General features: G+C 55.5%; 21 protein-coding genes and 1 tRNA gene. 8 read left to right on the top strand and 14 right to left on the bottom strand.

Annotated elements, in window-relative coordinates:
- Position 1: 1 nt before the first annotated feature.
- Both SIB88_RS02430 and SIB88_RS02425 read right to left on the bottom strand, forming a co-directional pair.
- On the bottom strand, positions 2-625 hold the full coding sequence (locus SIB88_RS02430) for an ANTAR domain-containing response regulator (RefSeq protein WP_101246601.1): 624 nt from the start codon (positions 623-625) through the stop codon (positions 2-4).
- The gene (locus SIB88_RS02425) at positions 625-1,809 is read right to left on the bottom strand and encodes a transporter substrate-binding domain-containing protein (RefSeq protein ID WP_101246602.1); all 1,185 of its coding nucleotides are present in this window, start codon (positions 1,807-1,809) and stop codon (positions 625-627) included. Before SIB88_RS02425 ends, SIB88_RS02430 begins: the two co-directional genes overlap by 1 nt.
- Before the next feature lie 406 nt (positions 1,810-2,215).
- On the opposite strand from SIB88_RS02425, the gene SIB88_RS02420 reads away from it, so the two are divergent.
- Positions 2,216-3,892, top strand: a complete 1,677-nt coding sequence (locus tag SIB88_RS02420; protein ID WP_412559235.1) for a thiamine pyrophosphate-binding protein — start codon at positions 2,216-2,218, stop codon at positions 3,890-3,892.
- Between the two features lie 38 nt (positions 3,893-3,930).
- On the opposite strand, the gene SIB88_RS02415 is transcribed toward SIB88_RS02420, so the two are convergent.
- The 5 genes from SIB88_RS02415 to SIB88_RS02395 all read right to left on the bottom strand — a co-directional run bounded on the left by SIB88_RS02415 (position 3,931) and on the right by SIB88_RS02395 (position 8,869).
- Positions 3,931-4,578 carry a 5'-methylthioadenosine/S-adenosylhomocysteine nucleosidase gene (locus SIB88_RS02415; RefSeq protein ID WP_412559234.1) on the bottom strand — a complete coding sequence of 216 codons (648 nt, stop codon included), beginning with the start codon at positions 4,576-4,578 and terminating at the stop codon, positions 3,931-3,933.
- A 117-nt stretch (positions 4,579-4,695) separates the two neighbouring features.
- Positions 4,696-4,772 (bottom strand) — tRNA-Arg (locus tag SIB88_RS02410).
- A gap of 150 nt (positions 4,773-4,922) precedes the next feature.
- Positions 4,923-6,659 carry an adenylate/guanylate cyclase domain-containing protein gene (locus SIB88_RS02405; protein ID WP_101246605.1) on the bottom strand — a complete coding sequence of 579 codons (1,737 nt, stop codon included), beginning with the start codon at positions 6,657-6,659 and terminating at the stop codon, positions 4,923-4,925.
- Between the two features lie 131 nt (positions 6,660-6,790).
- Positions 6,791-7,765 carry an alpha/beta hydrolase gene (locus SIB88_RS02400; RefSeq protein WP_412559233.1) on the bottom strand — a complete coding sequence of 325 codons (975 nt, stop codon included), beginning with the start codon at positions 7,763-7,765 and terminating at the stop codon, positions 6,791-6,793.
- Positions 7,766-7,906: 141 nt separating this feature from the next.
- A complete protein-coding gene (locus tag SIB88_RS02395; RefSeq protein ID WP_101246606.1) occupies positions 7,907-8,869 on the bottom strand; it encodes an ABC transporter ATP-binding protein in 963 nt (320 codons plus the stop codon).
- Between the two features lie 194 nt (positions 8,870-9,063).
- On the opposite strand from SIB88_RS02395, the gene SIB88_RS02390 reads away from it, so the two are divergent.
- The 5 genes from SIB88_RS02390 (at position 9,064) to SIB88_RS02370 (ending at position 13,725) form a co-directional block, all read left to right on the top strand.
- Positions 9,064-9,243 (top strand): zinc-finger domain-containing protein, encoded by a 180-nt coding sequence (locus SIB88_RS02390; RefSeq protein WP_101247009.1) that lies wholly within the window; start codon positions 9,064-9,066, stop codon positions 9,241-9,243.
- A gap of 141 nt (positions 9,244-9,384) precedes the next feature.
- On the top strand, positions 9,385-10,608 hold the full coding sequence (gene trpB / locus SIB88_RS02385) for a tryptophan synthase subunit beta (RefSeq protein WP_101246607.1): 1,224 nt from the start codon (positions 9,385-9,387) through the stop codon (positions 10,606-10,608).
- Positions 10,605-11,453, top strand: a complete 849-nt coding sequence (gene trpA, locus SIB88_RS02380; RefSeq protein WP_101246608.1) for a tryptophan synthase subunit alpha — start codon at positions 10,605-10,607, stop codon at positions 11,451-11,453. Before trpB ends, trpA begins: the two co-directional genes overlap by 4 nt.
- A gap of 54 nt (positions 11,454-11,507) precedes the next feature.
- The gene (gene accD, locus SIB88_RS02375; protein WP_101246609.1) at positions 11,508-12,434 is read left to right on the top strand and encodes an acetyl-CoA carboxylase, carboxyltransferase subunit beta; all 927 of its coding nucleotides are present in this window, start codon (positions 11,508-11,510) and stop codon (positions 12,432-12,434) included.
- A gap of 1 nt (position 12,435) precedes the next feature.
- Positions 12,436-13,725, top strand: a complete 1,290-nt coding sequence (locus SIB88_RS02370; RefSeq protein ID WP_412559232.1) for a bifunctional folylpolyglutamate synthase/dihydrofolate synthase — start codon at positions 12,436-12,438, stop codon at positions 13,723-13,725.
- On the opposite strand, the gene SIB88_RS02365 is transcribed toward SIB88_RS02370, so the two are convergent.
- Together SIB88_RS02365 and SIB88_RS02360 are read right to left on the bottom strand one after the other, a co-directional pair.
- Positions 13,726-14,292 carry an alpha/beta hydrolase gene (locus tag SIB88_RS02365; RefSeq protein WP_412559231.1) on the bottom strand — a complete coding sequence of 189 codons (567 nt, stop codon included), beginning with the start codon at positions 14,290-14,292 and terminating at the stop codon, positions 13,726-13,728. It lies immediately after the preceding gene.
- A gap of 82 nt (positions 14,293-14,374) precedes the next feature.
- Positions 14,375-15,154, bottom strand: coding sequence for a hypothetical protein (locus tag SIB88_RS02360; RefSeq protein WP_206926517.1), 780 nt, complete (start codon positions 15,152-15,154; stop codon positions 14,375-14,377).
- 301 nt (positions 15,155-15,455) lie between these two features.
- Between SIB88_RS02360 and polA the strand changes: the two genes are divergently transcribed.
- Positions 15,456-18,275: a DNA polymerase I gene (gene polA / locus SIB88_RS02355; protein WP_412559230.1), complete on the top strand. Its 2,820-nt coding sequence runs from the start codon at positions 15,456-15,458 to the stop codon at positions 18,273-18,275.
- Between the two features lie 97 nt (positions 18,276-18,372).
- On the opposite strand, the gene dapB is transcribed toward polA, so the two are convergent.
- The 4 genes from dapB to SIB88_RS02335 form a co-directional block, all read right to left on the bottom strand.
- On the bottom strand, positions 18,373-19,173 hold the full coding sequence (gene dapB / locus SIB88_RS02350) for a 4-hydroxy-tetrahydrodipicolinate reductase (RefSeq protein WP_412559229.1): 801 nt from the start codon (positions 19,171-19,173) through the stop codon (positions 18,373-18,375).
- A 133-nt stretch (positions 19,174-19,306) separates the two neighbouring features.
- Positions 19,307-20,440 (bottom strand): molecular chaperone DnaJ, encoded by a 1,134-nt coding sequence (gene dnaJ / locus SIB88_RS02345; protein ID WP_412559228.1) that lies wholly within the window; start codon positions 20,438-20,440, stop codon positions 19,307-19,309.
- 103 nt (positions 20,441-20,543) lie between these two features.
- Positions 20,544-22,457 (bottom strand): molecular chaperone DnaK, encoded by a 1,914-nt coding sequence (dnaK, locus tag SIB88_RS02340; protein WP_101246616.1) that lies wholly within the window; start codon positions 22,455-22,457, stop codon positions 20,544-20,546.
- A gap of 337 nt (positions 22,458-22,794) precedes the next feature.
- The gene (locus SIB88_RS02335; RefSeq protein ID WP_114112075.1) at positions 22,795-23,304 is read right to left on the bottom strand and encodes a DUF2244 domain-containing protein; all 510 of its coding nucleotides are present in this window, start codon (positions 23,302-23,304) and stop codon (positions 22,795-22,797) included.
- 223 nt (positions 23,305-23,527) lie between these two features.
- Here SIB88_RS02335 and nth point away from each other — a divergent pair, with 223 nt between their 5' ends.
- A complete protein-coding gene (gene nth / locus SIB88_RS02330) occupies positions 23,528-24,169 on the top strand; it encodes an endonuclease III (protein ID WP_101246618.1) in 642 nt (213 codons plus the stop codon).
- A 47-nt stretch (positions 24,170-24,216) separates the two neighbouring features.
- Here the strand turns inward: nth and SIB88_RS02325 are convergent, their stop codons facing one another.
- Positions 24,217-25,701 carry a penicillin-binding protein activator gene (locus tag SIB88_RS02325; RefSeq protein WP_228194828.1) on the bottom strand — a complete coding sequence of 495 codons (1,485 nt, stop codon included), beginning with the start codon at positions 25,699-25,701 and terminating at the stop codon, positions 24,217-24,219.
- Positions 25,702-25,749 lie beyond the last annotated feature (48 nt).

The following is a 25,749-nucleotide window of genomic DNA, read 5'->3' as shown; positions in this document are numbered from 1 at the left end:
GTTAGTTCGTGACAATCGGTGCACCGTCGCCCGAACCGGTCCGGCCCGACGCAACGATTGCCGCGCAATAGTCTTCGATCGTTTGTTGTTTTTTCATCGCTTCGGCGCGGATCGCCTTAAGGGCGCCGTGCTCGTCGATATTGTGGCTGAGCATCACGGTCATCAGCACCTTGGCCACGACCGGGCGCAGTTTCAGCCGCCTGCGCAATTCACAAATCTCAGCCCGCAATTTCTGTTGCTGTTCAAAGGCATGAACCGCCAGAACCGCCGCACTGAAAACACCGGCTGTTGAAACCGGCTTTTGCAAATGGGCCCCGCTTTGACGGCTGAGAACCCATTCAAGACGCCCCGGTGCTTCCGACCCGATCAGGGCGACACTTGGCATCGGGGTCTGATCGGGCGTCCAGGGGAACTGTTCATCCATCCCCATATCGGCATCGAAAAACAGGATATCGGCCGCCTTCACATTCGCATCATCGCCGCGCGGCAATTCCGGCCAATAGCGGTCAACCGTCATCCCGAGACGTTCCAGATGGCGCAATAACGGATCGATCGCCGCACTTGGACGGTGCAGGACCCAGACATGCCAACCTCGGAAGTTCGGAATACGATTGGTGCGTTTCATCAGCTGACCACCCGCAAATTGCCTGCACCGGGTTTGCCGACCTTGCGCCGGAAATCATCGGCATCAAAATGCACAAGATAGGGATCGGGCACGACCGCATGATCCGCGCGCGACACGATCTTGAACCAGCCCGCTTCGCCGATCTCGCCAATCAGCGGAGTCAGGGCGGCATGATTGTTGGTCGCATCGATCTGAACCATGCCAAACGGTGTCTGTACCGGTTTGCGCATCAGGTGATGGCGCACCGCAGGAACATCATCATTCCCGGCCCGCCGGATCGACTGGGCCAGCATTTTGACCGTGGCATATCCCTGGGCGACAAAGGCCGACGGAATACGATCAGCCCCGGCAAATTCATGGAATCTGGCCAGCCATTCGGTGTTTTCGGCATCGGTCTGATTGGCGAAATAGATCGCCGTACTCAGATGCCCGATCCCCGCTTCGCCAAGCTGGCCCAATTCGCATTCCGTCAGATTGCAACTGACGATCGGGCGTTTGGCAGCGGCAAATTCCGGATCTTCCTGACCCAGTTTCTGATAGGCGCGAAACAGCGCATAGCTTGAATTGCCAATCAGGTTATTAAGGATGAAGTCGGGCTTCTTGGCCTTGATATCTTCGATGATGTGATCGACATCGACACTGTCGATCGGCAGGTACTTTTCGCCGAGCACTTCGCCATTGCAGGCCTGAATCAGTTCGCGCCCGATGCGGTTGGTTTCCCAGCCCCAGATATAGTTCGACCCGGTCAGATAAACCCGCCGCCCGAATTTCGGAACAACATGTTCAAACAGCGGCAGGATATGCTGATTAGGATTGGCCCCGGTATAGATGACATTTTCGCTGCATTCGAAACCTTCATACGGGCACGGATACCACAACAAGGCGTCAAATTTTTCGACAGTGGGCAGCACTTCCTTGCGCGCCAGCGACGTGATGGTGCCGATGATATGTTTGCACCCGTCGCGCCGGATCAGACTGTCACAAAATTCGGTATAACGTTCAGGCACACCGGCCGGATCGCGAAATTCCGGCACCAGGCGAAATGCAAAGGCAGAGTCGTTATTGACCTCGTCCAGGGCCATGCGCGCGCCATCATAAAGATCCTGCGCGATGGTCCGGTACGGTCCGGTCACGGAATACAGAAAGCCGACCCGGTAAACCGGGTTGGAATGCGTCTCGCCCAAAACTAAAAGCCCCTAAAACAAAAAAAACCCGCGCTTCTTTGCAGTGCAAAGAAACAGCAGGCCTTGATTGGCATGCGGCGATTTGTTGCCGCTATTTGATAAATTCCGCCCCGAAGGACAACATAACGGTAACAATAATTTCCAACTTGTCAAACGGGAGTTTCAGTTTTTGCAAATCTAATGCTGCAATGCCGCATTCCCGCAGAACATCATGCTGTGCCCGTGCTGGCAAAAAAGCCAGCTTTTAGAACCGTTAAACCCGATGTTCGATTTTCCGCCAATTGATCGTGCTGACACCTTTACCTGGGCCCTGAATTCGTGATGAAATCGTGTTTGCGCATCCACCGCGCCAAAAATGAACAACGCAAATCACGTATTTTGCCCCACCATACGGAGTTCTTCATACATGTCCGGGAAAACGGAAAATCGCGAACTGCGTCACGGCGGTCGTATTCTGGTTGATCAATTGGCCCTGCATGGCGCGGAACGCGTCTTTCTGGTGCCTGGCGAAAGCTATCTGGCGGTTCTGGATGGTCTGGTGGATCATCCCGCCATTGATCCCGTCATCTGCCGTCAGGAAGGCGGTGCCGCCATCATGGCAGAGGCCTATGGCAAACTGACCGGAAAGCCCGGCATCTGCATGGTCACGCGCGGCCCCGGTGCCACCAACGCATCGGCGGGCGTGCATGTCGCCCATCAGGACAGCACACCGATGATCTTGCTGGTCGGGCAGATCGGGCGTGACATGGTCGATCGCGAAGCGTTCCAGGAAGTCGATTATCGCAAGATGTTCGAACCGCTTGCCAAATGGGTCGGCCAGATTGATGACATCAACCGCATCCCGGAATATATCAGCCACGCCTATCACATCGCGACATCGGGTCGCCCCGGCCCGGTTGTTCTGGCCCTGCCCGAAGACATGCTGTCTTCAAGTGCCGAGGTCGCGGACGCCAAACCCTATGTCCCGATCGAGGCCAAAACCGCCCCCGAAGATGTCGCGCGTTTCCGCGATGCCCTGTCAAAGGCCAAACAGCCGATCATGATCGTTGGAGGTGGCGGCTGGACCCGTGAGGCGACTGAAAACCTTAAATCGTTTGCACTTCGTAACAATGTTGCGATCGCGACGTCTTTCCGCTGTCAGGACTATATCCCCAACACGCACAGCCATTTTGTCGGCGATGTCGGCATCGGGATTAATCCCAAACTTGCCGAATTTATCCGCGACAGCGATCTGGTGATTTTGGTCGGATCGCGCATGGGTGAAATGACCAGCAGCGGCTATAGCCTGCTTGATATCCCCTGTCCGAAACAGAAACTGGTCCATGTGTATGCCGGACCCGATGAATTGGGCCGGGTTTACCGCCCCGATATCGCGATCAACGCGTCACAACGATCCTTCCTGCGTGCCATCGCCATGATGGAGCCGGTTGACGGATCGGCACGCGATGAGATGATTGAAACCGCACACGCCCATTACATCGCCTTTTCCACCCCGCTTGATACGCCAGGCGATGTGAAAATGGCCCATGTGGTTGCCGAACTTCGCGAAAAACTGCCCGATAATGCCATTGTTACCAACGGGGCGGGAAATTATGCCGCCTTCCTGCATCGTTTCTTCCGTTATCGCGACTATCGCACTGAACTGGCGCCAACGTCGGGATCGATGGGCTATGGTCTTCCGGCATCGGTATCGGCCAAGCTTGCCCATCCGGATCGCACTGTCGTCTGCCTTGCCGGTGACGGATGCTTTTTGATGCATGGACAGGAATTCGCCACCGCCGTGCAATATGGGGCCAATATCATCACGATTGTGGTCAATAACGGCATGTTCGGCACCATCCGCATGCATCAGGAACGCAACTATCCGGGTCGTGTTTCGGGTACCGAACTTCATAACCCGGATTTCGCCGCCTATGCGGTGGCCTTTGGCGGACATGGGGAAACCGTTACACGGACCGAGGATTTCGGCCCGGCCTTTGACCGCGCGGTTGCCAGTGGCAAACCCGCCATCATCGAGGTCCAGGTCGACCCGCAGGCCCTGACCCCGATCAAGACCCTTGATCAAATCCGGTCTGGTTCGTGATCGAAACGAAAATATGAATTGTTGAAAAACAGGCGGGATCAGCGTTTGGGAATGCTGATCTCGCCATTTTCAAGCCCAGCCTTCAGGGCATCGACCGCAACGGCCAGCTTTTCGTCAATCACATGCAGATAGGCCGTCCAGTCCGAAAGCTTCTTAAGCTCTTCCTTGCCATCTGAAATGCCGCGAAGCCCGATCAGCGGCACATCAAATTTGTGGCAGGCCCGCAAGATGGCAAAGCTTTCCATATCGACCATATCGGCATCAATCACGTCATAGGCCGCACCCGAAACCACATTGGCCCCGGTCGAAAGACGCGCCTCGGGAATGCCCGGAATGCGCAACTCCATCGGAATTTCAGCCGGGAAATCCACAAACGGCGTGCAGCCCTTTTCAAATCCCAACACAGACGCATCCATATCGCGGTAAGACACAGAAACCGCCTGATAAACCTCGGCCTGCTCCAGGGTCCGCGACCCGGCCGAACCCAGTGTGACCACAAGATCGGGCAAATCATCAGAAAGCTTTAACTCGGTCAAAGCCGCGGTCAGATTGATCGCAGCCTCCACCGGCCCAACCCCGATCATCAGCGGCGTAAAACGCGCTTTGAGGAAATCCCCGTATTCCGCCGGTGCTGCCATACAAAACAGTACATCATGGCCAGAAAGGTTGTGGAGATATCCGCGCATTTTCGAGTACCCGTTGGTTAAAATCAGAAAGGGCAGATTAACGACGCGGATACGATTTGGCACCCACTAAAACAGGAAACCGGACAACAACGCGATGATGGTCTTCTTTTGGGAAAATGGCGCACCCGACAGGATTCGAACCTGTGGCCTTTGCCTTCGGAGGGCAACGCTCTATCCAGCTGAGCTACGGGTGCGCAATATAGGGGCCACAACTGGATCAAGTGGCCCGAGTGCGATGGGTGATACAGGTTTTGACCCGAACGGGCAAGGGTTTTTGACCCCCATGCCGTTACAGCATTATCACCATGCCGGGTTAACGTAACCTTGCACCCAAAGCAGTGCAATCAGCTTTCAACGTCACGCCGGTCATAGGGATCGCGCACAACCCAGGTCCCGTTCCATTCACGGTCCTGTTCACGCCGTTGCAGACGTTCCATCCGGTTCATCATCAGCTGGGCGGCAAAGTCGCTGTCATCCAGTTCACGGACGGCCTCATAAAGCGGCTTGGCCTGATCAAACGCGCCTTCGCGGTAATGGGTCATCGCCGTTTCATATTTGGAACGCCAGTCGCGACGCTCCTCACTAAGCTGACCGCCAAGGGCAAGCACCTCATAGAGGTAAACTTCATGTTCCGTCCCCAGAAGCACCACATGGTCAAGATCACGCATTTCGATCTCGCCGGCTGCCATATTGGCCGTTTCATGGGAGGCCAGAATTTGCGTGCCATATACACGGTTGGCCTTTTCCAGACGGTTGGCATAGTTCACGCAATCGCCCACCACGGTATAGGCACGTGATTTGTCCGTCCCGATGGAGCCGACAACCACCTCGCCGGTGGCAATGCCGATGCGGATATCAAGCCCGTGATCGCCAATCAGGTCAGCATATTTGGTCTTGAGCGCGTTAAAGCGCGCCACCTGTTCAAGGGCCGCCTGACAGGCATGACGCGCATGGGCGTTTTCCCCGCAAAATGGCGGGCCCCAGAATCCGATCACGCGGTCCCCGACAAAATTGTCGATGATGCCGCTGTGGTTGGCGATCGGTTCGGTCATTGCGGTCAGATAGTCATTGAGGAAATCGACCAGCTTTTCGGGCGGGGTATGTTCGGCCAGCCAGTCAAACCCGGTCAGGTTGACAACACTGACGGTCATCACGCGCTTTTCGGAGTTTTCAAGCGCGGTTTCCTGATTGATCAGATTGTTGATAACCTTGGGATCAACATATTTGCCAAATCGTTCGCGCATCCGGAACCGCACGCGCAATTCGCGCGACATCCGGTTGAAGGCATCGGCAAGACGGGCGAAATCGCCCTTGCCCTTGAAATCAAGGCTTGTGTCGAGTTTGCCCGACTGGATGCCATTAAGCGCATTGGTGGTCTGGCGTACGGCCACCACCACCGCATGGGCCAGATAGTAGGCCAGCGATACCCCGATGATGATCGCAGCCAGCATCATGATGAATTCGGCCTGGATCAGGAAATCCTCACTGCGCGAAACGCTTTCGACAGTATCGGCCGCATATTTTTCCAACAGAAGAATTTCGTTGCGCAGATCAAGAACGATATTGCGATGAAGGCCGCGGACGATGTTTTCCTGACGCTGTGCATCAAGAAGATCACCATCACGTACCCGCCCCAGCAACCGTTCGACACCAAGGGCGAATTGTGCAGAGACATCGGCGAATTCGCGCATGCGCACGTCAAGATCAAGCAACACACCATTGTCGAAATGGCCTGATGCCTGTGCACGACCAAGGGCGGCAAAGGTGAATGTCTTGCGATAGGCCTGTTCGATCTGGGTTTGCTTGGCATTGATTTCGATTTCAATGCCATTGAGAAGCGGCGCATGCGGTCCGTCATTTTCGACCACCCGCATATAGCGATCCAGAAGCGAGATTTGTTCAAGCTGGCGGGCACGGACATCCGACAGCGCATCCTTGACCGGTGTGACATAGCGCGACACCGCTTCAAGATCACCATTGATGCCAAGGGACTGGATCACCGAAAAACCGGTTGCCACGAACAGCCAAACGACAAAGAAGGCCGCGACACCCAGGAACTTTGCCCGAATGGTCCTTAGCATGGCGGTCCTGATCCTCCGAAATTCCGTTTACTGCTGGCATATCGGGGTTCCAACACGTTTAGACAACCCGCGAAATGCTCTGCAACCGATTAAAAATGCTACCTGATCACTGATCAACGGTCAAAAAGCAATCAAGATCGCGTGCAGGAATAATTTTCAACACCACCCCCGCCCGCGATCCAGCGGCGAATGTCATCAATCACCACCGGCCCGTTCAAATCACGCAACAACATGTGATACCCGGCCTGATACAGGCACCGGTGATAGGATGCCATTCCAGCGGCCTGCAAATCACGATCAAGGGCATCAATCGCATCTGGCGGAATGACCTGATCCTGTTGGCCGGACAGCAACAAAGTCGCAACCCGGATGTCAGATGCCCGAACGCGCGCCAGATCCATCAAATCGGCCACCCCGGCAATCAGATCGACCCTTACCGCTGACATCATGTGCGGATCCCGCGACAGACGACGGAGCATTTCGATATTGTCCGACGGCCAGATATCAAGCCCGCGACCGGTCAGTGGCAACCATGGCAAGCTGTGCGACATGACTGCAAGCGGGGCCGTCTGATACCAGGGCATGCGATCACGGTTCCAGACCGCCGGGGCCACCAGAACAAGACCATCCATCAGATGTCCGCGCGTGGCTGCTGTCACGATTGCAACCGCCCCGCCCATCGAATTGCCCAGAAGATAAACCGGTTTTTTCCGATATCTGGCACGCAACAGGCTCAGCACATCGCTGGCATCATTGACCATACTGCTGATCCCCGCCCAGAACGGCCGGGACGGACTGCGTCCGAAACCGCGTTGATCAAAGGCATAAATCGCAATCCCGGCCGGGCCAAGTGCGTCGCCCAGTTCCATAAACGCATTGGCGTAATCCCCCATCCCGTGCAGGGCAAGGATCACCGCATCGGGATTTTCGATATTCCCCCAATGTTGCAATGGAAGTACCGTCCCGTCACTGGCGTGAAAGACGTTATCATCAAGCGATATCTGCGCAATCGGCGGACCGGCAGGGACGATTTTCGGCGCACAGCCGGTTACCCCCGCCGCACAAAAAAGAACAACCGCACTTAGACGCAGCAAAGATCGAAACATGGGACGGGGCATCCAGATACGTGACAAAAATCCGTTTTCAAACATGACCCTAAGACCAAAAACAAAAACCCCGCAAGCCTTTGCGGGGTTTTGTCGGTTCATGGCGCAATCGGGCCAACAGGGATATGCCCCTGATCCTGATCAGGCTGCTTTGCCTGCGCGAAGCTTGTCATTATCGCGGGTCAGCATCAGGAAGATGTCTTCAAGGTCGCCTTCCTCGGTCGACAGGTCCTTGATCGCAAGCCCGCTGCCCTGAACGGCCTGAAGGATTTCGGCCATCTGGGTGTTGCTGGGACGATAATGAAGGGCGATCTGATTTTCGGATTTAAGTTCCCCACCCCACTGGGCAAAGACATCGGGGACCGAATTCAGTTCGTTATTCACGGTCAGAACAAGCGTCTTGTGATCGATCCGGCGCAGCAGGCTGCGTTTGTCTTCATGGGCGATCACGTTGCCTTTGTTGATGATGGCGATTTCATCACACAGTTCTTCGGCTTCTTCTAGATAATGCGTGGTCAGAACAATCGTCACACCGGCCTTGTTCAGTTCTTTGACATAGGCCCAAAGCTGCTGGCGCAGTTCGATATCGACACCGGCGGTCGGTTCATCAAGAACCAGAACCGGCGGCGTATGAACCATCGCCTTGCCCACCAGAAGCCGGCGGCGCATGCCCCCCGAAAGTGACCGGGCGTACGAGTCTGCCTTGTCCGACAGGCCAAGGGCGGCCAGAATTTCGTCGGTGCGGCGTTCGGATTTTGGCACGCCATAAAGGCCCGCCTGCAATTCCATCACCTGACGCGGGGTGAAAAATGCATCAAGGTTCAGTTCCTGGGGTACGATCCCGATCGAACAGCGTGCAGCACGCATTTCGGCTTCGATATCATGGCCCCAGATTTTTGCGGTCCCGCCGGTTTTGGTCACCAGTCCCGCCAGGATGTTGATAAAAGTCGACTTTCCCGCGCCGTTCGGCCCAAGAAGGGCAAAAAACGAACCGCGCGGAATTTTCAGGGATACGTTATCAAGGGCAAGTTTTTCGCCATTTGATCCCGTATAGACCTTTGTCAGCCCTTCGACTTCGATGGCATAGTCGGGCATTGCAGTCATAAGTCAGTGATCTCCACTCTTTTCCACGTCGCCGGTTTGCGCTAAGACGATGGGGCGCCATGCGATGCGGAAGTATTGATTGAATATGCCCAATCGGTATCATTCCCGGGAAACCGGGGTCAATGCTGAGCACAGCACGCGGCCAATCCCGATGGTCACACAAGCCTGAAACAGGCAAACTTGGAACTGGATATATGAAGATCACCGAAGAAATCAAAGTCGGCACCCTCAATGTTGCCTGCGACGGCGGTAAAGGCCACCTTGGTCACCCGACGGTTTACCTCAATCTCGAGGACAAGGGCGAGGTGGTCTGCCCGTACTGCTCGAAAAAATACATCTTCGACAAATCCCAGGCTGATCACGCAGCACATTGATCCGCACCACGCGTTCGTGAGTACAAGCATTGCGCGGGGGCCAACCGCCCCCTATCTGTCGCAGGCTTTCGCGGATTGACACCCTTTCGCCTGCCTATGCTGTCGTGAACGCCATCACGGCCAAATCCACGGGGAACTTTCATGACGTCTTCATCGCCCACGCTCAACAGTTACCGCGCGCTGCCGGACCCGGATGGACATTTCGGCAATTTCGGCGGTCGTTTTGTTGCCGAAACCCTGATGCCGCTGATCCTTGAGCTCGAACAGGCCTATAAAGACGCCAAAAGCGACCCCGCCTTCAAAAAGGAGATGGATTATTATCTCCGTCATTATGTTGGCCGTGCGAACCCGCTTTATTTCGCCGAACGCCTGACCGAAGAACTCGGCGGTGCAAAGATCTATTTCAAGCGCGAGGATCTGAACCATACCGGCGCGCACAAGATCAATAACTGCATCGGCCAGATTCTTTTGGCCAAACGCATGGGCAAAACCCGCATCATCGCCGAAACCGGTGCCGGACAGCACGGGGTTGCGACCGCAACGGTTTGCGCGCGTTTCGGCCTGCCCTGCACGGTTTATATGGGTTCCAAGGACATTGAACGCCAGTCGCCCAACGTCTTCCGCATGCGTTTGCTCGGTGCTGAAGTCAAACCGGTCGTTTCGGGTTCCCGTTCGCTGAAAGACGCAATGAACGAGGCGCTTCGTGACTGGGTAACCAATGTGGAAGATACCTTCTATATCATCGGCACCGCAGCCGGCCCGCACCCCTATCCGGAACTGGTTCGTGATTTCCAGTCGGTGATTGGCAACGAGGCCAAGGAACAGATCCTTGAAGCCGAAGGCCGCCTGCCCGATCAGGTGATTGCCGCTGTCGGTGGCGGATCGAACGCCATCGGCCTGTTCCATCCGTTCCTTGATGACAAGGGTGTCGAGGTGGTTGGTGTCGAGGCCGCCGGTCACGGTGTTCATACCGGCAAACATGCCGCCAGCCTGTCAGCCGGCAAGCCGGGCGTGCTGCATGGCAACCGCACCTATTTGCTGATGGATGACGATGGGCAGATCAAGGAAGCCGACTCGATTTCGGCGGGTCTGGATTATCCGGGCATCGGGCCGGAGCACAGCTGGCTCAAGGATATCGGTCGGGCGCGCTATGAACCGATCACCGACACAGAGGCCCTTGATGCCTTTAAACTTTGTTCGGAGCTCGAAGGCATCATTCCGGCGCTGGAATGCAGCCACGCGATCGCGCAAATCGTCAAGGAAGCGCCCAAGATGGGCAAGGACAAGATCATCCTCATGTGTCTGAGTGGCCGGGGTGACAAGGACATCTTTACCGTGGCCGAAGCACTGGGAGTTAAGTTGTGAGCGACGCTATCATCGGCGGCCAGGACCGCATCGCCAAACGTTTTGCCAAGCTCAAGGAAGAAGGCCGCGCGGGTCTTGTAACCTTTATCACCGCGGGTGACCCCGATCCCGAGGCATCGTTCGAAATCCTGAAATCCCTGCCTGAAGCAGGTGCCGATATCATCGAACTGGGCATGCCGTTTACCGATCCGATGGCCGATGGCCCCGCCATCCAGGAAGCATCGAACCGTGCATTGGCCGCAGGCATGCATATGCGCAAGACCCTGTCGCTGGTGCGTGGCTTCCGCGATCTTGATCACGAAACGCCGATCATTCTGATGGGCTATTACAACCCGATCTATATCTATGGCGTTGCAGAATTCCTTGAAGATGCGCGCAATGCCGGGGTTGATGGCCTGATTGTGGTGGATCTTCCGCCCGAAGAAGACGCCGAACTGTGCGTTCCGACCGTGGAAAAGGGTCTTTCATTCATCCGCCTGACCACGCCGACCTCGGATGACAAGCGCCTTCCGAAACTTGTTCAGAATACGTCCGGCTTTGTTTATTATGTATCGGTTGCGGGTGTTACCGGTGCCGGATCGGCCAGCAATGATCAGATTGTCGAAGCAATGGGACGCCTGCGTCGCCATACCGATCTTCCGATTGCTGTGGGCTTTGGCATCAAAACCGCACAACAGGCTGCTGATGTTGCCCGGCAGGCAGATGCAGCTGTGGTCGGGTCCGCAATCGTATCAAAAATTGCCGAAAGTCTTGACGAAAACGGCAAGGCCACCGATAAGACCGCCTCTATGGTTACCGGCCTTGTGCGCGAACTTGCAAACGGGGTCAGAAACGCGCGCAAATAGTGCGGTGCGTTTTGAAAGAACCGATATAGACAGAACCAAGGATCAGTATCCGATATGTCGTGGCTGACTGAATTCGTCCGTCCAAAGATTCAGAAACTCGTTCGCCGTCCAGATGTGCCAGAGAACCTTTGGCATAAATGCAAATCGTGCGAACAGATGATCTTTCACCGTGATCTGGCAAAGAACAATCATGTTTGCCAGCATTGCGGTCATCACATGCGTATTTCCGCCAAGGACCGTCTTGAGCTCCTGTTCGATGGGGGTCAATACCAGACCATCGAACTGCCGAATGTTCCGGTCGATCCGCTGAAATTCCGTGATCAGAAAAAATACACCGATCGCCTCAAGGCGGCACAGGCCAAGGCAACCTTCAAGGATGCGCTGGCGGTTGCCCATGGTGAGGTTGGTGGTCATCCGACCGTGATTGCCGTGTTTGACTTCTCCTTCATGGGCGGGTCGATGGGCATTGCCGTTGGCGAAGGCATTGTTGCCGCCGCCGAACTGGCAACCGTTCAGGATGCGGCACTGATCATTGTTCCGGCATCGGGCGGTGCACGTATGCAGGAAGGCATTCTCAGCCTGATGCAGATGGCCCGTACCACGGCCGCCATCGAAAAGGTCAAGGAAAAGGGCCTGCCCTATTTCGTGCTGCTGACCGATCCGACCACCGGCGGTGTTTCGGCATCCTTTGCCATGCTGGGCGATATCCAGGTTGCTGAACCTGGCGCACAGATCGGCTTTGCCGGTCGTCGCGTGATCGAAAGCACCATCCGCGAAAAGCTGCCTGATGATTTCCAGACCGCCGAATACCTTCTGGAACACGGCATGGTCGATATGGTCGTTCCGCGCAATGAACTGAACGCGACCTTTGGCCGCCTGATCGACATGATCCGCCGCACCAAACCGGGTGCAAGCATCGTTCCGATCAAGGACGCCAAAGCCAAGACGTCCAAGTCCAAGACTTCGAACGCGGACAAGTAACTTGGCCCGAAGCGACGCAATTCTTGCTCGCCTTGGCAAGCTGCACCCGAAAGTCATTGATCTTTCGCTAGGGCGGATTACCCGGCTTCTGAACAAGCTGGGTAATCCGCACCTTTCCTTGCCGCCGGTCATTCATCTTGCCGGCACAAATGGCAAAGGCTCCACCCAAGCCTATCTGCGCGCCATCTATGAGGCCGCCGGACTTAAGGTCCATTGTTCGACATCCCCGCATCTGGTGCGTTTCCATGAACGCATCACCCTTGCCGGTGACATGATTTCCGAAGATGCGCTGTGTGACCTTCTTGAAGAAGTCGAAACGGTCAATGACGGCGAATCCATCACATTCTTTGAAATCACCCAGGCCGCCGCATTCCTTGCATTTGCGCGCAGCCCTGCTGATGTCCTGATCCTTGAAACCGGACTTGGCGGGCGGGTTGATGCCTCCAACGTGATTGACAAGCCTGCTGCGACGGTCATTACGCCGGTATCGCTTGATCATCAGGGATTCCTTGGCGATACCATTGCCAAAATCGCCTTTGAGAAGGCCGGGATCATGAAACCCGGTGTGGTCAGCATTCTGGCGCCACAGATGCTTGAAGCATTCAACACCCTTGTCACCCACGCAAATGCGATCAAGGCCCCGGTCTTTTGCAATTTCGAAGTATCGGATGAACGCGCCGACGGGTTTACCATGCGCATCGAAGGCGATCATATCGACCTTCCGTTGCCGGCATTGCCGGGGCGTCATCAGTTCGTCAATGCCGCAACGGCGATTGCCGCAGTGCGCAAGGCCGGCATTCCCGGCTGCGATGGCAAGAATGTCGATATTCTGGCCCGTGGCCTGACAACGGCACGCTGGCCGGCCCGGTTGCAGAAACTGACTTCGGGGCCGCTCTTTGATGCGCTTCCTGACGGGTGTGAACTGATTTTGGATGGCGGGCATAATATCGCCGCCGCAGAAGCCATTTCCGACTGGCTGTCGCGTCAGGACGCTGGCGATACCGTCATCATGATGGGGATGCTTGATAACCGCGATGCGGTGGCGTTTCTAAAACCGCTTGCCAAGCAGATTACAGCACTTGCCGGTGTGCCGATCCCCGGTGAACATCAGGCACATCTGCCGGCAACACTTCGCGATGCTGCCAAGACCTGCGGTATCGATGCGGCCTATGCCTGTGATGATTTCGGTGATGCGGTGGCAGCATTGCTGTCGACCTGCCCCGCCCCGAAACGGGTATTGATCCTTGGATCGCTATATCTGGCGGGCCTGATTCTTGAAAATCATGGCTGATCAGCCATATATCAGAATTTCCTTAACCAGACTGTCAATATCACCATCCAACAACAAGTGACCAGCCGATTCCAGGACGATTTTCCCGGCCGCTGGCAGCCGGTTTACATAGGTTTGGAAATGGTCAAACCCGACAATCCGGTCATCACGGCTGTGACAGAAATGGATTACTTTACAATCACCTAAAATACGAACTTCATCCTTGGTCAGGGTGAATTCATCTATTTCCCAGTCTGTTAGGCCCCAAAATGGCGATGCGATGATGAAAACAGCTGATAAATGGCTGTTTTCCCGCCAGATTTCCGGATTGCGTGCCAGAAACTGCAAGATTGTCGACCCGCCAAGCGAATGCCCGACCAAAACAAGCCCCGGGGCTGCCTGTGAAACGGCCTTTTCGATCCCGCCAAGCCATTGATTGATATCGGGGCGTTCGGGATCGGGCATCACCGGGGCTGACAGGGTGAAGTTTCCACCCAGCCGGTCTTTCAGCCGCGCGACAAACCGTGTACTGCCATTGTCCCCGCCCTGGGGACCGGCACTGTGAATGAAAACCAGGTCACGGCCCATTGTGGCCTCCTTGCCCTGCTGGTCGATAAATCGTTATCGACCGGGAAAATTTGACGATACGGCAGGTCGCCAAAGCCCGGCATCAGACATCCGGCAGGCGAACCTTTGGACCGGCGCCATTCGCGGACCGCGCACTGCCATCATCATTGCCGCCATCGGTTCGCCGCAACCGCAGATTTCCCGCCTTGTAGGTCTGTCGACGGTCCCCCTTGAGCGGCGGGGGCAGGCCATTGTCGCCACCATGGTTGTGGCCATCGCGTGATCGGTCAAGGTCACCATATTTTGCGTTTTCACGCTTTACCTTCTGGCCGGTCACCCAGGTATATCCCAGAACATAAAGCAAAAATCCCCCGACCCCGATGGTCAGGGTCAGGAATTGCACAACCGGAACAAAGCTTCCGAACACCTGACCGCCGCCATAAATCATGAAAATACAAAGGGCTGCGACCGGGGCAAGTGCCAGGAAAAAGATGCTGCGCACCTTGTGACGGATCGGTCCGTAATGCATCAGCATGGCATAAAACAGATACATCAGCGCGACAAACACCACGAGTTTGATCAGCAAAATGAAATGATCAAAATTGGCAAGCTTCTGATTGCGTTCATAAATGCCAAAAGCCGTGAACAGGCCATGCACGATCAGGCCGAAACTGCCAAATGTCAGGATAAAACGCAGCCAGACACTGACGCGAAAAAACTTGCGCCATCCCGTCTCGCCCGCGCTGCCGCGGCGACCTGATTTGTTTTTTTTCCGCTGCCGGGAGGAAAGCTTCATATCTTCTGAAAGCTCACGCACCGGACCGGCGGTTTCTACCCCGATACCCTTGGGGGTAAAAATCGGTTTGGCTGATTTCCGGGCCACGAACCCGTTCTCCCATGTCCCTTGGGATTAACTTTTCAACTTACCATAGCAATCCCGACCGACCCTGATAAGCACAAACAGACCGTCGCGAATAAATCTTCGGAAATCCGCACGTTATCTTATTTGTTTTGATATCGAAATATTATCGGATTGCCTGAACAATCATCATACAATACTGATGCCAGTACGTGTCAGGAGCCCCGGGCTTTTTGGCCAATGCCCACAGGCTATGCTCGACTTGGCGGCGCGGATCGGGCATTCTGCGAAGCATGATTTTCCTCCAGACAAGAGCACGAAACGTATGACTGAATCTGCCCCGTCCAACACCAATACATCCGCCGGCAATCCGCCGCGCCGTGTGGTACTGGTTGACGGTTCCGGCTTTATTTTCCGCGCTTTCCATGCCCTGCCGCCGATGACAAGTCCCGACGGGACCCCGGTCAATGCGGTATATGGCTTCTGCACCATGTTGATGAAGCTGCGCGAAGATACCAAGCCTGACCATATGGCAGTCATTTTCGACACCAAGGGCAAGTCATTCCGCAACGATTTCTATGCCGACTACAAGGCCCACCGCCCGCCGCCCCCCGAAGAACTGGTACCGCAATTCGGTTTGATCCGTGACGCGACGCGCGCCTTTAACCTGCCCTCGATCGAGCTCGAAGGCTATGAGGCCGACGATCTGATCGCCACCTATGCCCGCCAGGCCGAGGCAAAGGGTTCTGATGTGATTATCGTGTCTTCGGACAAGGACCTGATGCAACTTGTTACAGACAAGGTGCAAATGTTTGATGCGATGAAGAATCGCACCATCGGGGCTGCCGAAGTCATGGAAAAATTCGGCGTCGCGCCAGATAAGGTCATTGATATTCAGGCACTTGCGGGCGATTCCGTTGACAACGTACCCGGCGTACCGGGCATTGGTGTCAAAACCGCCGCCCAACTTATTGATGAATATGGTGATCTTGATTCTCTACTTGAGCGCGCTGGCGAAATCAAACAGCCCAAGCGTCGCGAAAAGCTGATCGAGAATGCCGAACTTGCCCGCATTTCACGCGATCTGGTGACCCTTAAAACCGACGTGCCCGTGGTCGAGGACCTTGATGATTTCGACCTGAAAGAACCCGATCCGGAAGTTCTTTTAAGCTTCATCGCAAGTCACGGCTTTAAATCACTGCTTTCTAAAGTAAAAGCCAAGTTTGGCGGCGATGTTGAATTTGAAAGCCCGACCCAACCCGGCATTGGTGTCAATGATATCAAGGTCGAAAAGGCCGAATATGAACTGGTGCAGGATGAAGAACGTCTAAAGCACTGGATTGCGGAGGCCGAATATCTTGGCACCGTGGCGGTTGATACCGAAACCACATCACTTGATGCCCATCAGGCCAAACTTGTCGGCATCTCGCTTTCGACTGAGCCGGGCAATGGCTGCTATATCCCGCTTGGCCATGTCAGCGGCGAAGCACAGGGTGGCTTTGACTTCGGCGACACCCCCGAACAAAGCAGCGACGCCCCCAAGCAGATCAAGCTTGAACGCGCGATAGAACTTCTCAAACCACTGCTCGAAGACCCCGGCGTGCTCAAGGTCGGTCAGAACCTGAAATATGACATGATCGTTCTGGCCCGCCATGGCATCGATGTCGCACCGATGGACGACACCATGGTTCTGTCCTATGTGCTTGACGGGACCAGCCATGGTCACGGCATGGACGAACTGGCCGAACTGCATCTTGATTATAAACCGATCAAGTTTTCCGATGTTTGCGGATCGGGCAAAACCCAGATCACCTTTGATCAGGTACCGTTGGACAAGGCGCTCGATTACGCGGCCGAGGATGCGGATATTACATTGCGTCTGCACCGCCTGCTGAAGCCGCGCATCGCACAGGAACATATGGCAAGTGTCTATGAAACCCTTGACCGGCCGCTGGTGCCGGTTCTGGCAAAGATGGAAAGCCTGGGCGTCAAGGTCGATGCTGAAATCCTGAAAAAACTGTCGGATGATTTCGCCAAACGCATGGCAAGTCTTGAGGTTACCATCCATGAAATGGCCGGGGAGCCGTTCAATCTTGGCAGTCCCAAGCAGCTCGGCGAAATCCTGTTTGATAAAATGAGCCTGCCGGGCGGTAAAAAGACCAAAACCGGTGCCTGGCAAACCGGGGCAGATGTTCTGGAAGCCCTGGCCGCACAGGGGCATGATCTTCCGGCCAAGCTTTTGGAATGGCGTCAGCTTTCGAAACTCAAAAGCACCTATACCGACGCGCTTGCCAACCATATCAACCCGCAAACCGGTCGTGTGCACACCAGTTACGGTCAGACCAACGTCAATACCGGGCGTTTGTCATCCAATGATCCGAACCTGCAAAACATCCCGATCCGAAGCGAAGAAGGCCGTAAAATCCGTACCGCCTTTGTCGCGGAACCGGGTCACAAGCTGATCTCTGCCGACTATTCGCAGATCGAATTGCGTCTTCTTGCCCATGTGGCCGAAATCGACGCCCTGCGCGAAGCCTTCAAAAACGGCGAGGATATCCACGCCGCGACCGCGTCCAAGGTCTTTGGCGTGCCAATCGAAGGCATGGACCCGATGGTCCGCCGCAAGGCCAAGGCGATCAATTTCGGCATCATTTACGGCATTTCGGCCTTTGGTCTGGCCAACCAGCTTGGCATTCCGCAAAAAGAGGCCAAGGCCTTTATCGATGCCTATTTCGAGATTTATCCGGGCATTCGCGACTATATGGATCAGGCCAAGGAATTTGCCACCAAACATGGTTTTGTCCGTACGCTGTTTGGTCGCCATATCCATATCAGCGGCATCAATGACAAAAACGGCATGCGCAGAAGCTTTGGCGAACGTGCGGCGATCAACGCCCCGATTCAGGGCGGTGCTGCCGACATCATCAAACGCGCGATGATCGCGGTACCCGGTGCGCTGCTTGATGCCGGCCTCCAGACCCGCATGCTGTTGCAAGTCCACGATGAATTGATCTTTGAAGCCCCGGAAGACGAGGCAGAAAAAGCCGTCAAGGTCATCCGTGACGTCATGGAAAATGCGGCCCATCTGTCCGTACCGCTGATTGCCGACGCCGGCATCGGCGATAGCTGGGCGGATGCGCATTAACCGGCGTTTTCAGACCGAACCCAAACGCAAAAAGGCCGGGGATATCCCCGGCCTTTTTGATTGATTGACGATTGTAAAACCTTAAAGGCCCAACACTTCAAAGGCCCAGAACTTCGCGCATGGAATAAAGGCCCGGTGCCTTGCCCTCGGCCCATTTGGCGGCGCGCACTGCACCCTTGGCAAAGACTTCGCGCGATGATGCCTTGTGGGTGATCTCGATGCGTTCGCCTTCACAGGCAAAGACAACCGTGTGATCGCCAACCACATCGCCCCCGCGAAGCGTTGCAAAGCCGATGGTACCGTCTTCACGCGCCCCGGTATGGCCGTCACGGGTGCGAACCGCCACATCGTCAAGTTTGACACCCCGGCCTTTTGCCGCGGCCTCGCCAAGGCCAAGTGCTGTGCCCGAAGGCGCATCGACCTTGTGCTTGTGATGCATCTCGACGATTTCGATATCGGCCACATCCTTGTCTAGGACACTTGCAACCTTTTCGACCAGTGCGAAGGCAAGGTTCACACCGACACTCATATTCGGCGCAAAGATGATCGGGGCCTTCTGGGCGGCAACTTTCAGCTCGTCCTTTTGATCATTGGAAAGCCCGGTGGTTCCGATCACAAGGATCGTCCCGGTTTCAGCAGCCAGCTGCGCGTGTTTCATGGTTGCGGCCGGGGCGGTGAAATCAATCACCGCATCGACGGCTTCGAACAAGGCCCTGGCGTCATCGCCGACCAGAACGCCGCTTTCTTCCAGACCGGCAATCAGGGTGATGTCCTTGCCAATGAACGGACTTCCGGGAAGATCCGTACCGCCACCGACTTCGCAGCCCTTGGTTTTGGCAGTTTCATTCACCAGCATCCGGCCCATCCGGCCCGCACATCCAACAATCCCGATCTTCATTTCCGGTCTCCTAGCAACAAAGCTTGCAAATTATGCCTTTGCTTTATCACAAGCCCCCGGTCAGGCAAAACAAAACCCCTGACCGGCATGTCAGGGGTTTTGATCATGTCGTTTCATTGAAGCGATGCTGACCTTAGTCCGTCAGATCTTTCCAGATTTCTTTCATCTTGGAAAAGAAGCCTTCGCTTTCCGGGCTTGAGCCCTCTTCGCGGGAAATCTCGTCGAATTCTTCAAGCAGTTCCTTCTGACGTTCTGTCAGATTGACCGGCGTTTCGACACTGATTTCAACAAACATATCACCGCGGGCCTGCGAACGCAGGATGGTCATGCCCTTGCCGCGCAGACGCAACTGTTGACCCGACTGGGTCCCGGCGGGAATGTTGATCCGCGTGCGCGTGCCTTCGATTGTCGGGACCTCGATGGTACCGCCAAGGGCAGCCTTGCTCATCGGGATCGGAATCCGGCAATAAAGGTTGGCACTTTCGCGCTGGAAGAAGCGATGATGGGCGATATCAAGGAAGATATAGAGATCACCCGGAGGTGCCCCGTTCGTTCCTGCTTCGCCTTCGCCCGCCAGACGGATGCGCGTACCATCCTCGACACCGGCCGGAATGGTGACCTGAAGGGTCTTTTCCTTTTCAACGCGACCAACACCGTGACAGGATTTGCACGGATTCTTGATGATTTTGCCTTTGCCATGACAGCTCGGGCAGGTGCGTTCAATGGTAAAGAAGCCCTGCTGTGCGCGGACCCTGCCGTGACCGTTACAGGTCGGGCAATTGACCGGCTGCGAACCTGCTTCGGCACCGGTGCCATCGCATTTTTCACAGGAAACCGAACCTGGAATGGTGATCTCGGCTTTTTTGCCTTCGAACGCTTCTTCAAGCGTGATCGCCATATTATAGCGCAGGTCCGCCCCGCGCGATGACCCGCCACCACGGCGTCCACCGCCCATCGCGCCAAAGATCTCGTCAAAGACGTCGGCAAACCCGCCGCCACCGAAGCCACCGCCAAAGCCGCCACCGCCACCGGGGCCGCCCTGTTCAAAGGCTGCGTGACCAAAACGGTCATAGGCTGCGCGTTTTTCGTCGTCCTTGAGAACTTCGTACGCTTCGTTGACCTGTTTGAATTTTACTTCGGCTTCGGCATCGCCCGGGTTCTTGTCCGGGTGATACTGCATCGCTTTTTTACGATAGGCGCTTTTCAGCTCCGCTGCGCTGGCGCCTTTCGAAACACCCAACAGCTCGTAAAAATCTTCTTTCGCCATCTGTAACTCCGAAATACGGTCGGGCCGTTCCCGCAATCCTTGCGTCCGGAACGGCCCGATTTTTCTTTACAGGGCGTCGTTCAAGACGACCTCTGCGGTCGTCTTACTTGTCTTTTTTGTTGTCATCGACTTCTTCGAAGTCGGCATCAACAACGCCGTCATCGGCCTGGGACGCGGATGCGCCTGCATCGCCTTCGGCACCTTCTTCGGCCTGCTGTGCCTGATACATGGCTTCGCCAAGTTTCATTGCAGCCTGCTGAAGTTCATTGACCTTGGCGTTGATGGCTTCGGCATCGTCACCGTCTTTGGCTTCTTTCAAAGCCGACAGAGCGTTTTCGATGTCGGACTTGGTTGAGTCATCAACCTTGTCGCCATGCTCGTTCAGGTTCTTTTCGGTGGCATGAATGACGGCTTCTGCCTGGTTGCGGGCTTCGACAAGTGCCTTGCGCTTCTTATCGGCTTCGGCGTTGCTTTCCGCATCCTTGACCATGTTTTCGATTTCGTCGTCCGAAAGACCACCAGATGCCTGAATGCGGATCTGCTGTTCCTTGTTGGTCGCCTTGTCTTTGGCCGACACGTTGACGATACCGTTGGCATCAATGTCAAAGGTCACTTCGATCTGCGGAACACCGCGCGGTGCCGGCGGGATACCAACCAGATCAAACTGGCCGAGCATCTTGTTATCAGCCGCCATTTCACGTTCACCCTGGAAGACGCGGATGGTCACGGCCGTCTGGTTGTCTTCAGCGGTCGAGAAGGTCTGCGACTTGCGGGTCGGGATCGTGGTGTTACGGTCGATCAGGCGCGTGAAGACACCGCCAAGCGTTTCGATACCAAGCGACAGCGGGGTCACGTCGAGCAGAAGAACGTCTTTGACGTCACCCTGCAGAACACCACCCTGAATTGCGGCACCAAGGGCAACAACTTCGTCCGGGTTCACACCTTTGTGCGGTTCACGACCGAAGAACTCCTTAACGCGTTCCTGGACCTTCGGCATACGGGTCATGCCACCGACCAGAATAACGTCGTCGATTTCACCTGCGGTAATACCGGCGTCTTTCAGAGCCGCTTTGCACGGGGTCATGGTGCGTTCGATCAGATCGGAAACCAGACCTTCAAGCTTCGCACGCGACAGCTTGATGTTCAGGTGCTTCGGACCGGATGCATCAGCGGTGATGAACGGCAGGTTCACATCGGTCTGCATCGACGAGGACAGCTCGATCTTGGCTTTTTCAGCAGCTTCTTTCAGACGCTGCAGGGCCAGACGGTCCTTGCGCAGGTCGATCTGCTGTTCCTTTTTGAACTCGTCAGCAAGGTAATCAATGATCTGTTTGTCGAAGTCTTCACCACCAAGGAAGGTGTCACCGTTGGTCGATTTGACTTCGAAGACGCCATCGCCGATTTCAAGAACAGAAACGTCGAAGGTACCGCCACCAAGGTCATACACAACCACGGTGCCGCCGTCTTTCTTATCCAGGCCATAGGCCAGGGCCGCCGCGGTCGGCTCGTTGATGATACGTTTGACTTCAAGACCCGCAATCTTGCCGGCGTCTTTGGTCGCCTGGCGCTGGGAGTCGTTGAAATATGCCGGAACGGTAATCACGGCTTCGGTTACCGGCTCACCCAGATGGGCTTCTGCGGTTTCCTTCATTTTCTGAAGAACCATGGCCGCGATCTGGCTCGGTGCCATTTTCTCGCCATTGACTTCAACCCATGCATCGCCGTTTTCGCCCGAGACGATTTTGTACGGCACGAGGTCTTTGTCTTTTTCGACTTCCGGATCGCCGTAACGACGGCCGATCAGACGCTTGATCGCAAACAGGGTATTTTCCGGGTTGGTCACAGCCTGGCGTTTCGCCGGCTGACCGACAAGGCGTTCACCATCGTCGGTGAAAGCGACCATTGACGGGGTGGTACGGGCACCTTCGCTGTTTTCAATCACACGGCCTTCTTTACCATCCATGACTGCAACGCACGAGTTGGTGGTGCCAAGGTCGATACCAATAATCTTGCCCATAGTAAGTTCCTCTTTTAGCGGCCGGTCCGTCCCGCAGCCTTCAAACCGAAGCGCCGCGCAGGACCTCCTGGGACCAATGGTTGTAATACACGTAATTTTTCTGGGGTCTCTGCATGACCCCGCGCACCTATATATGAAAGTCCCCACAAAGTCGCAAGCGGTCAAAGAGTGGAATCTTGGGTGTTTTTTACCTTAAAAATGCAATTTTTATCCAATCGCGGGCAATATCATCGCGATTGCCACGCCATTTGGGCGATTTCGAGCCGATTTTCAGTGTCAAAACCGGGCTTTTCAAATCGCTCATAACCGGGTTGCAATTCCGTCAAATCACAGAATTTTACGGGGATTGAAGCGGAATATCCGAGGGATTACAGCGGGTATGGCGCAATACCGCTTCGAGCTGACAGGCCAGATCAGCCTTTTCATCTGCCCCCAAAAAGCCGGCAATTTCGAAGCTTTTGCCATGTGTTTGCAAAAACAGCGCACATTGATCGTCTTCGCCGCGTTCCAGAACAACGCGCAGCCAATAGGGCTGAAAATCAAATTCCTGACGATCGCCCCGGACCGAAATGCGGGTTACGCGAAGATTGGCCGGGCTGAGTTCGATGCGTTCTTCCTGCCGGGCCGAGCGGAAGCTGAAATGAAAGGCCAACGACAGCAACACCACATCCACGCCGAGAAACCCGATCACCGGCCAGGCCCCGACCGACCAGAAAACCAGACCGATACTTGTCGTCAACGCAGCCAGCATCAGGACAATATTGCGCGCAGCCCGGCGCGAAAGCGACCGCGGCGGAAACAAATCCACCCGATAGATCGGCTTGGCACTGCGCGGGACGGCGGGCATTTCACTTACCTGTATATCTGAACGGGCCTGCTGCTGTTTTCCTTATATGGTGCGTACAGCACAGGATGTCGTGTAATCAAAATTCGATTTTTCGTCTTATCCCTTATATATAATGTCCGCACAGGAGATCGGATCAGGGACGCCATGCTTTGACACATGTGCATCCCCAAATCGGCTGAAAACAGCCCGCCAAAAAAGAGAGCTAAAGTCCATGGCCCGCCCGATGAGCAAAGCCGCCATTGAAGAATTTTTCCAGCGTCTGTCCGATGCTGATCCCGAACCCAAAGGCGAACTCGATTACACCAATCCCTATACCCTGCTTGTGGCTGTTGCCCTGTCGGCACAGGCAACCGATGTCGGGGTCAACAAGGCGACCAAAAAGCTGTTTCAGATCGTTGAAACACCCCAAGACATGCTTGATCTGGGCGAAGAAGCACTGATTGATCATATCAAGACGATCGGGCTTTATCGCGGCAAGGCCAAGAACGTCATGGCAGCAGCCAAAATTCTGGTCGAAAAGCATGGCGGGGTGGTTCCCAATGATCAGGAAGCCCTTGAAGAATTACCCGGTGTCGGGCGCAAGACCGCCAATGTCGTGCGCAATATCGCCTGGGGCGAACATACCATGGCAGTTGATACCCACATTTTCCGGCTGGGCAATCGCACCGGCATGGCCAATGGCAAAACGGTTCTGGCTGTTGAAAAGGCTCTTTTGAAAAAGGTGCCGGCACGCTTCATGACCCATGCCCATCACTGGCTGATCCTGCATGGGCGCTATATCTGCAAGGCGCGCAAGCCGCGCTGTGGCGACTGCATCGTCAATGATCTGTGCAATTTCAAAGACAAAACGCCTGCCGAAGCATAATCCGGCAGGCGTTTAAAAACAGGCCAGGCAGCGATCAGATCAGAAGATCAGAATACCTGGTCAAAGGTTGCCGGCGCCGGCGCAATGACCTTTGCACCATCCGGCTGGATCTGCATGATGGCATAGCCGCGTTCGGACTGGCCATCAGCCGTCAGACGGAAAATCCCATCAACCCCGACAAAGCCGCTTGGGTTGGTCAGCGCATCGCGCGTAATCCCGTTTTCATCACGTGCCATCAATGCCGCCAGTGCAGCACTGTCATAGGCCAGACTTGAAATGCGCGGCGGCTGGCTGCCAAAGGTGCGTTCAAACCGGTTGGCAAACAGGTTCCAGTTTTCCGGATTGGGGGCGGCAAAAATACCACCCTTAAGGGCCGGTTCCGCAAACAGGCCGGGATCATTCCAGCCAAAGGTCCCGATGAACTGAACAACCGACGGATCAATATCAAAATAGGCCAGAAGGGCCGATACCTGACGCAGATCGCCACCGGTTGCCGGCAGGATCAACGCATCAAAATCAAGCTCGCCAAAGGTGTCGACGCCTTCAAGACGGCGCAGCGCCCGCTTTGCCCCGGCACTGCCATCAGCTTCAAGCTGGGCCTTGTGGGCGCGCAGATTGGCGCGACGCGCATCGTAATTGGCAAAATCGCGAATGGTCTGTTGCAGACTTTCCGAGCCGGGCTGATAGAACGCCACCCGTCCCAGCGATCCGCCAACACGCGACACCACCCCGTTCAGGGCACTGGCGATCTGGCGACCATAATCATTTTGCGGCAACAGGGCGGCGAACCGGAAATGGCCCTGTGTTGTGGCATATCCGACAGCACGCGCAATCTGGTCTTCAGGGATCAGGCCACTGACCCAAACACCGTTTTCAGCAACACGCCGGTTGTTGGAAAAGGCAATGACCGGAACGTTGGCGGCCTTGGCAACTTCGCTGGCCCCGCTGACCGATTCGGAAAACAGCGGACCAAGGATCATTTTCGCACCGGCATCAACCGCCTGGCGTGCGGCATTTTGCCCGCCCTGATAGGTACCCGCCGTATCGATCGGCATCAGGACAAAATCATCCCCGGCAATGTCAAACATTGCAAGTTCGGCCGCATGGCGCATGGCACGACCAAGATCGGCATGCTGCCCGGAAAGCGGCAGCAAAAGCGCAACCCGCTTTTCAAAGACTGCGGCTTCATCGTTATAAAGGGTCGGAAGCTCGACACCCTCGCCTTCGGGAAGGGCGGCGTCACTTGGCCATGGATTGGCATCAGGGATCAGCCCCTGATCAGGGGCGCCTGTCGGGTCGACAGCGGGTTGATTGGCTGTTTCGACCGGGGCGCCACGTTGCGTACCAAACAGGTCCGTGATACTCGTGGTCGCATTACATGCGGCAAGCCCGACAGAGAGGACAACAACTGATGCCGTCCGGCGTGCAATCCGGCCCCAGGTCGAACCCCCATTCAGATTCTGCAACGCCTGACGCGGCAGCGCCTCGTTCTGCATCCGATTCTGTGACGGATGACGTTTCGGACAACCCACTCTCACCTCCAGATAAGTCGTTTCGCACGCAGGGTAATGCGGGCGAGG

Origin of the sequence: Thalassospira sp. MIT121401 (genome assembly GCF_047125595.1) — a bacterium.
GTDB lineage: Bacteria > Pseudomonadota > Alphaproteobacteria > Rhodospirillales > Thalassospiraceae > Thalassospira > Thalassospira povalilytica.
This window is presented reverse-complemented; position numbering and strand designations above follow the sequence as displayed.

What these genes read in the sequence shown, in the direction of transcription:
- accD (WP_101246609.1), top strand. Translation starts at nt 11,508, where the DNA reads ATGTCGTGGCTGACTGAATTCGTCCGTCCAAAGATTCAGAAACTCGTT.
- SIB88_RS02405 (WP_101246605.1), bottom strand. Translation starts at nt 6,659, where the DNA reads ATGCTAAGGACCATTCGGGCAAAGTTCCTGGGTGTCGCGGCCTTCTTT.
- polA (WP_412559230.1), top strand. Translation starts at nt 15,456, where the DNA reads ATGACTGAATCTGCCCCGTCCAACACCAATACATCCGCCGGCAATCCG.
- SIB88_RS02430 (WP_101246601.1), bottom strand. Translation starts at nt 625, where the DNA reads ATGAAACGCACCAATCGTATTCCGAACTTCCGAGGTTGGCATGTCTGG.
- nth (WP_101246618.1), top strand. Translation starts at nt 23,528, where the DNA reads ATGAGCAAAGCCGCCATTGAAGAATTTTTCCAGCGTCTGTCCGATGCT.
- SIB88_RS02400 (WP_412559233.1), bottom strand. Translation starts at nt 7,765, where the DNA reads ATGTTTCGATCTTTGCTGCGTCTAAGTGCGGTTGTTCTTTTTTGTGCG.
- dnaK (WP_101246616.1), bottom strand. Translation starts at nt 22,457, where the DNA reads ATGGGCAAGATTATTGGTATCGACCTTGGCACCACCAACTCGTGCGTT.
- dapB (WP_412559229.1), bottom strand. Translation starts at nt 19,173, where the DNA reads ATGAAGATCGGGATTGTTGGATGTGCGGGCCGGATGGGCCGGATGCTG.
- SIB88_RS02335 (WP_114112075.1), bottom strand. Translation starts at nt 23,304, where the DNA reads ATGCCCGCCGTCCCGCGCAGTGCCAAGCCGATCTATCGGGTGGATTTG.
- SIB88_RS02420 (WP_412559235.1), top strand. Translation starts at nt 2,216, where the DNA reads ATGTCCGGGAAAACGGAAAATCGCGAACTGCGTCACGGCGGTCGTATT.
- dnaJ (WP_412559228.1), bottom strand. Translation starts at nt 20,440, where the DNA reads ATGGCGAAAGAAGATTTTTACGAGCTGTTGGGTGTTTCGAAAGGCGCC.
- SIB88_RS02390 (WP_101247009.1), top strand. Translation starts at nt 9,064, where the DNA reads ATGAAGATCACCGAAGAAATCAAAGTCGGCACCCTCAATGTTGCCTGC.
- SIB88_RS02415 (WP_412559234.1), bottom strand. Translation starts at nt 4,578, where the DNA reads ATGCGCGGATATCTCCACAACCTTTCTGGCCATGATGTACTGTTTTGT.
- SIB88_RS02365 (WP_412559231.1), bottom strand. Translation starts at nt 14,292, where the DNA reads ATGGGCCGTGACCTGGTTTTCATTCACAGTGCCGGTCCCCAGGGCGGG.
- trpB (WP_101246607.1), top strand. Translation starts at nt 9,385, where the DNA reads ATGACGTCTTCATCGCCCACGCTCAACAGTTACCGCGCGCTGCCGGAC.
- SIB88_RS02395 (WP_101246606.1), bottom strand. Translation starts at nt 8,869, where the DNA reads ATGACTGCAATGCCCGACTATGCCATCGAAGTCGAAGGGCTGACAAAG.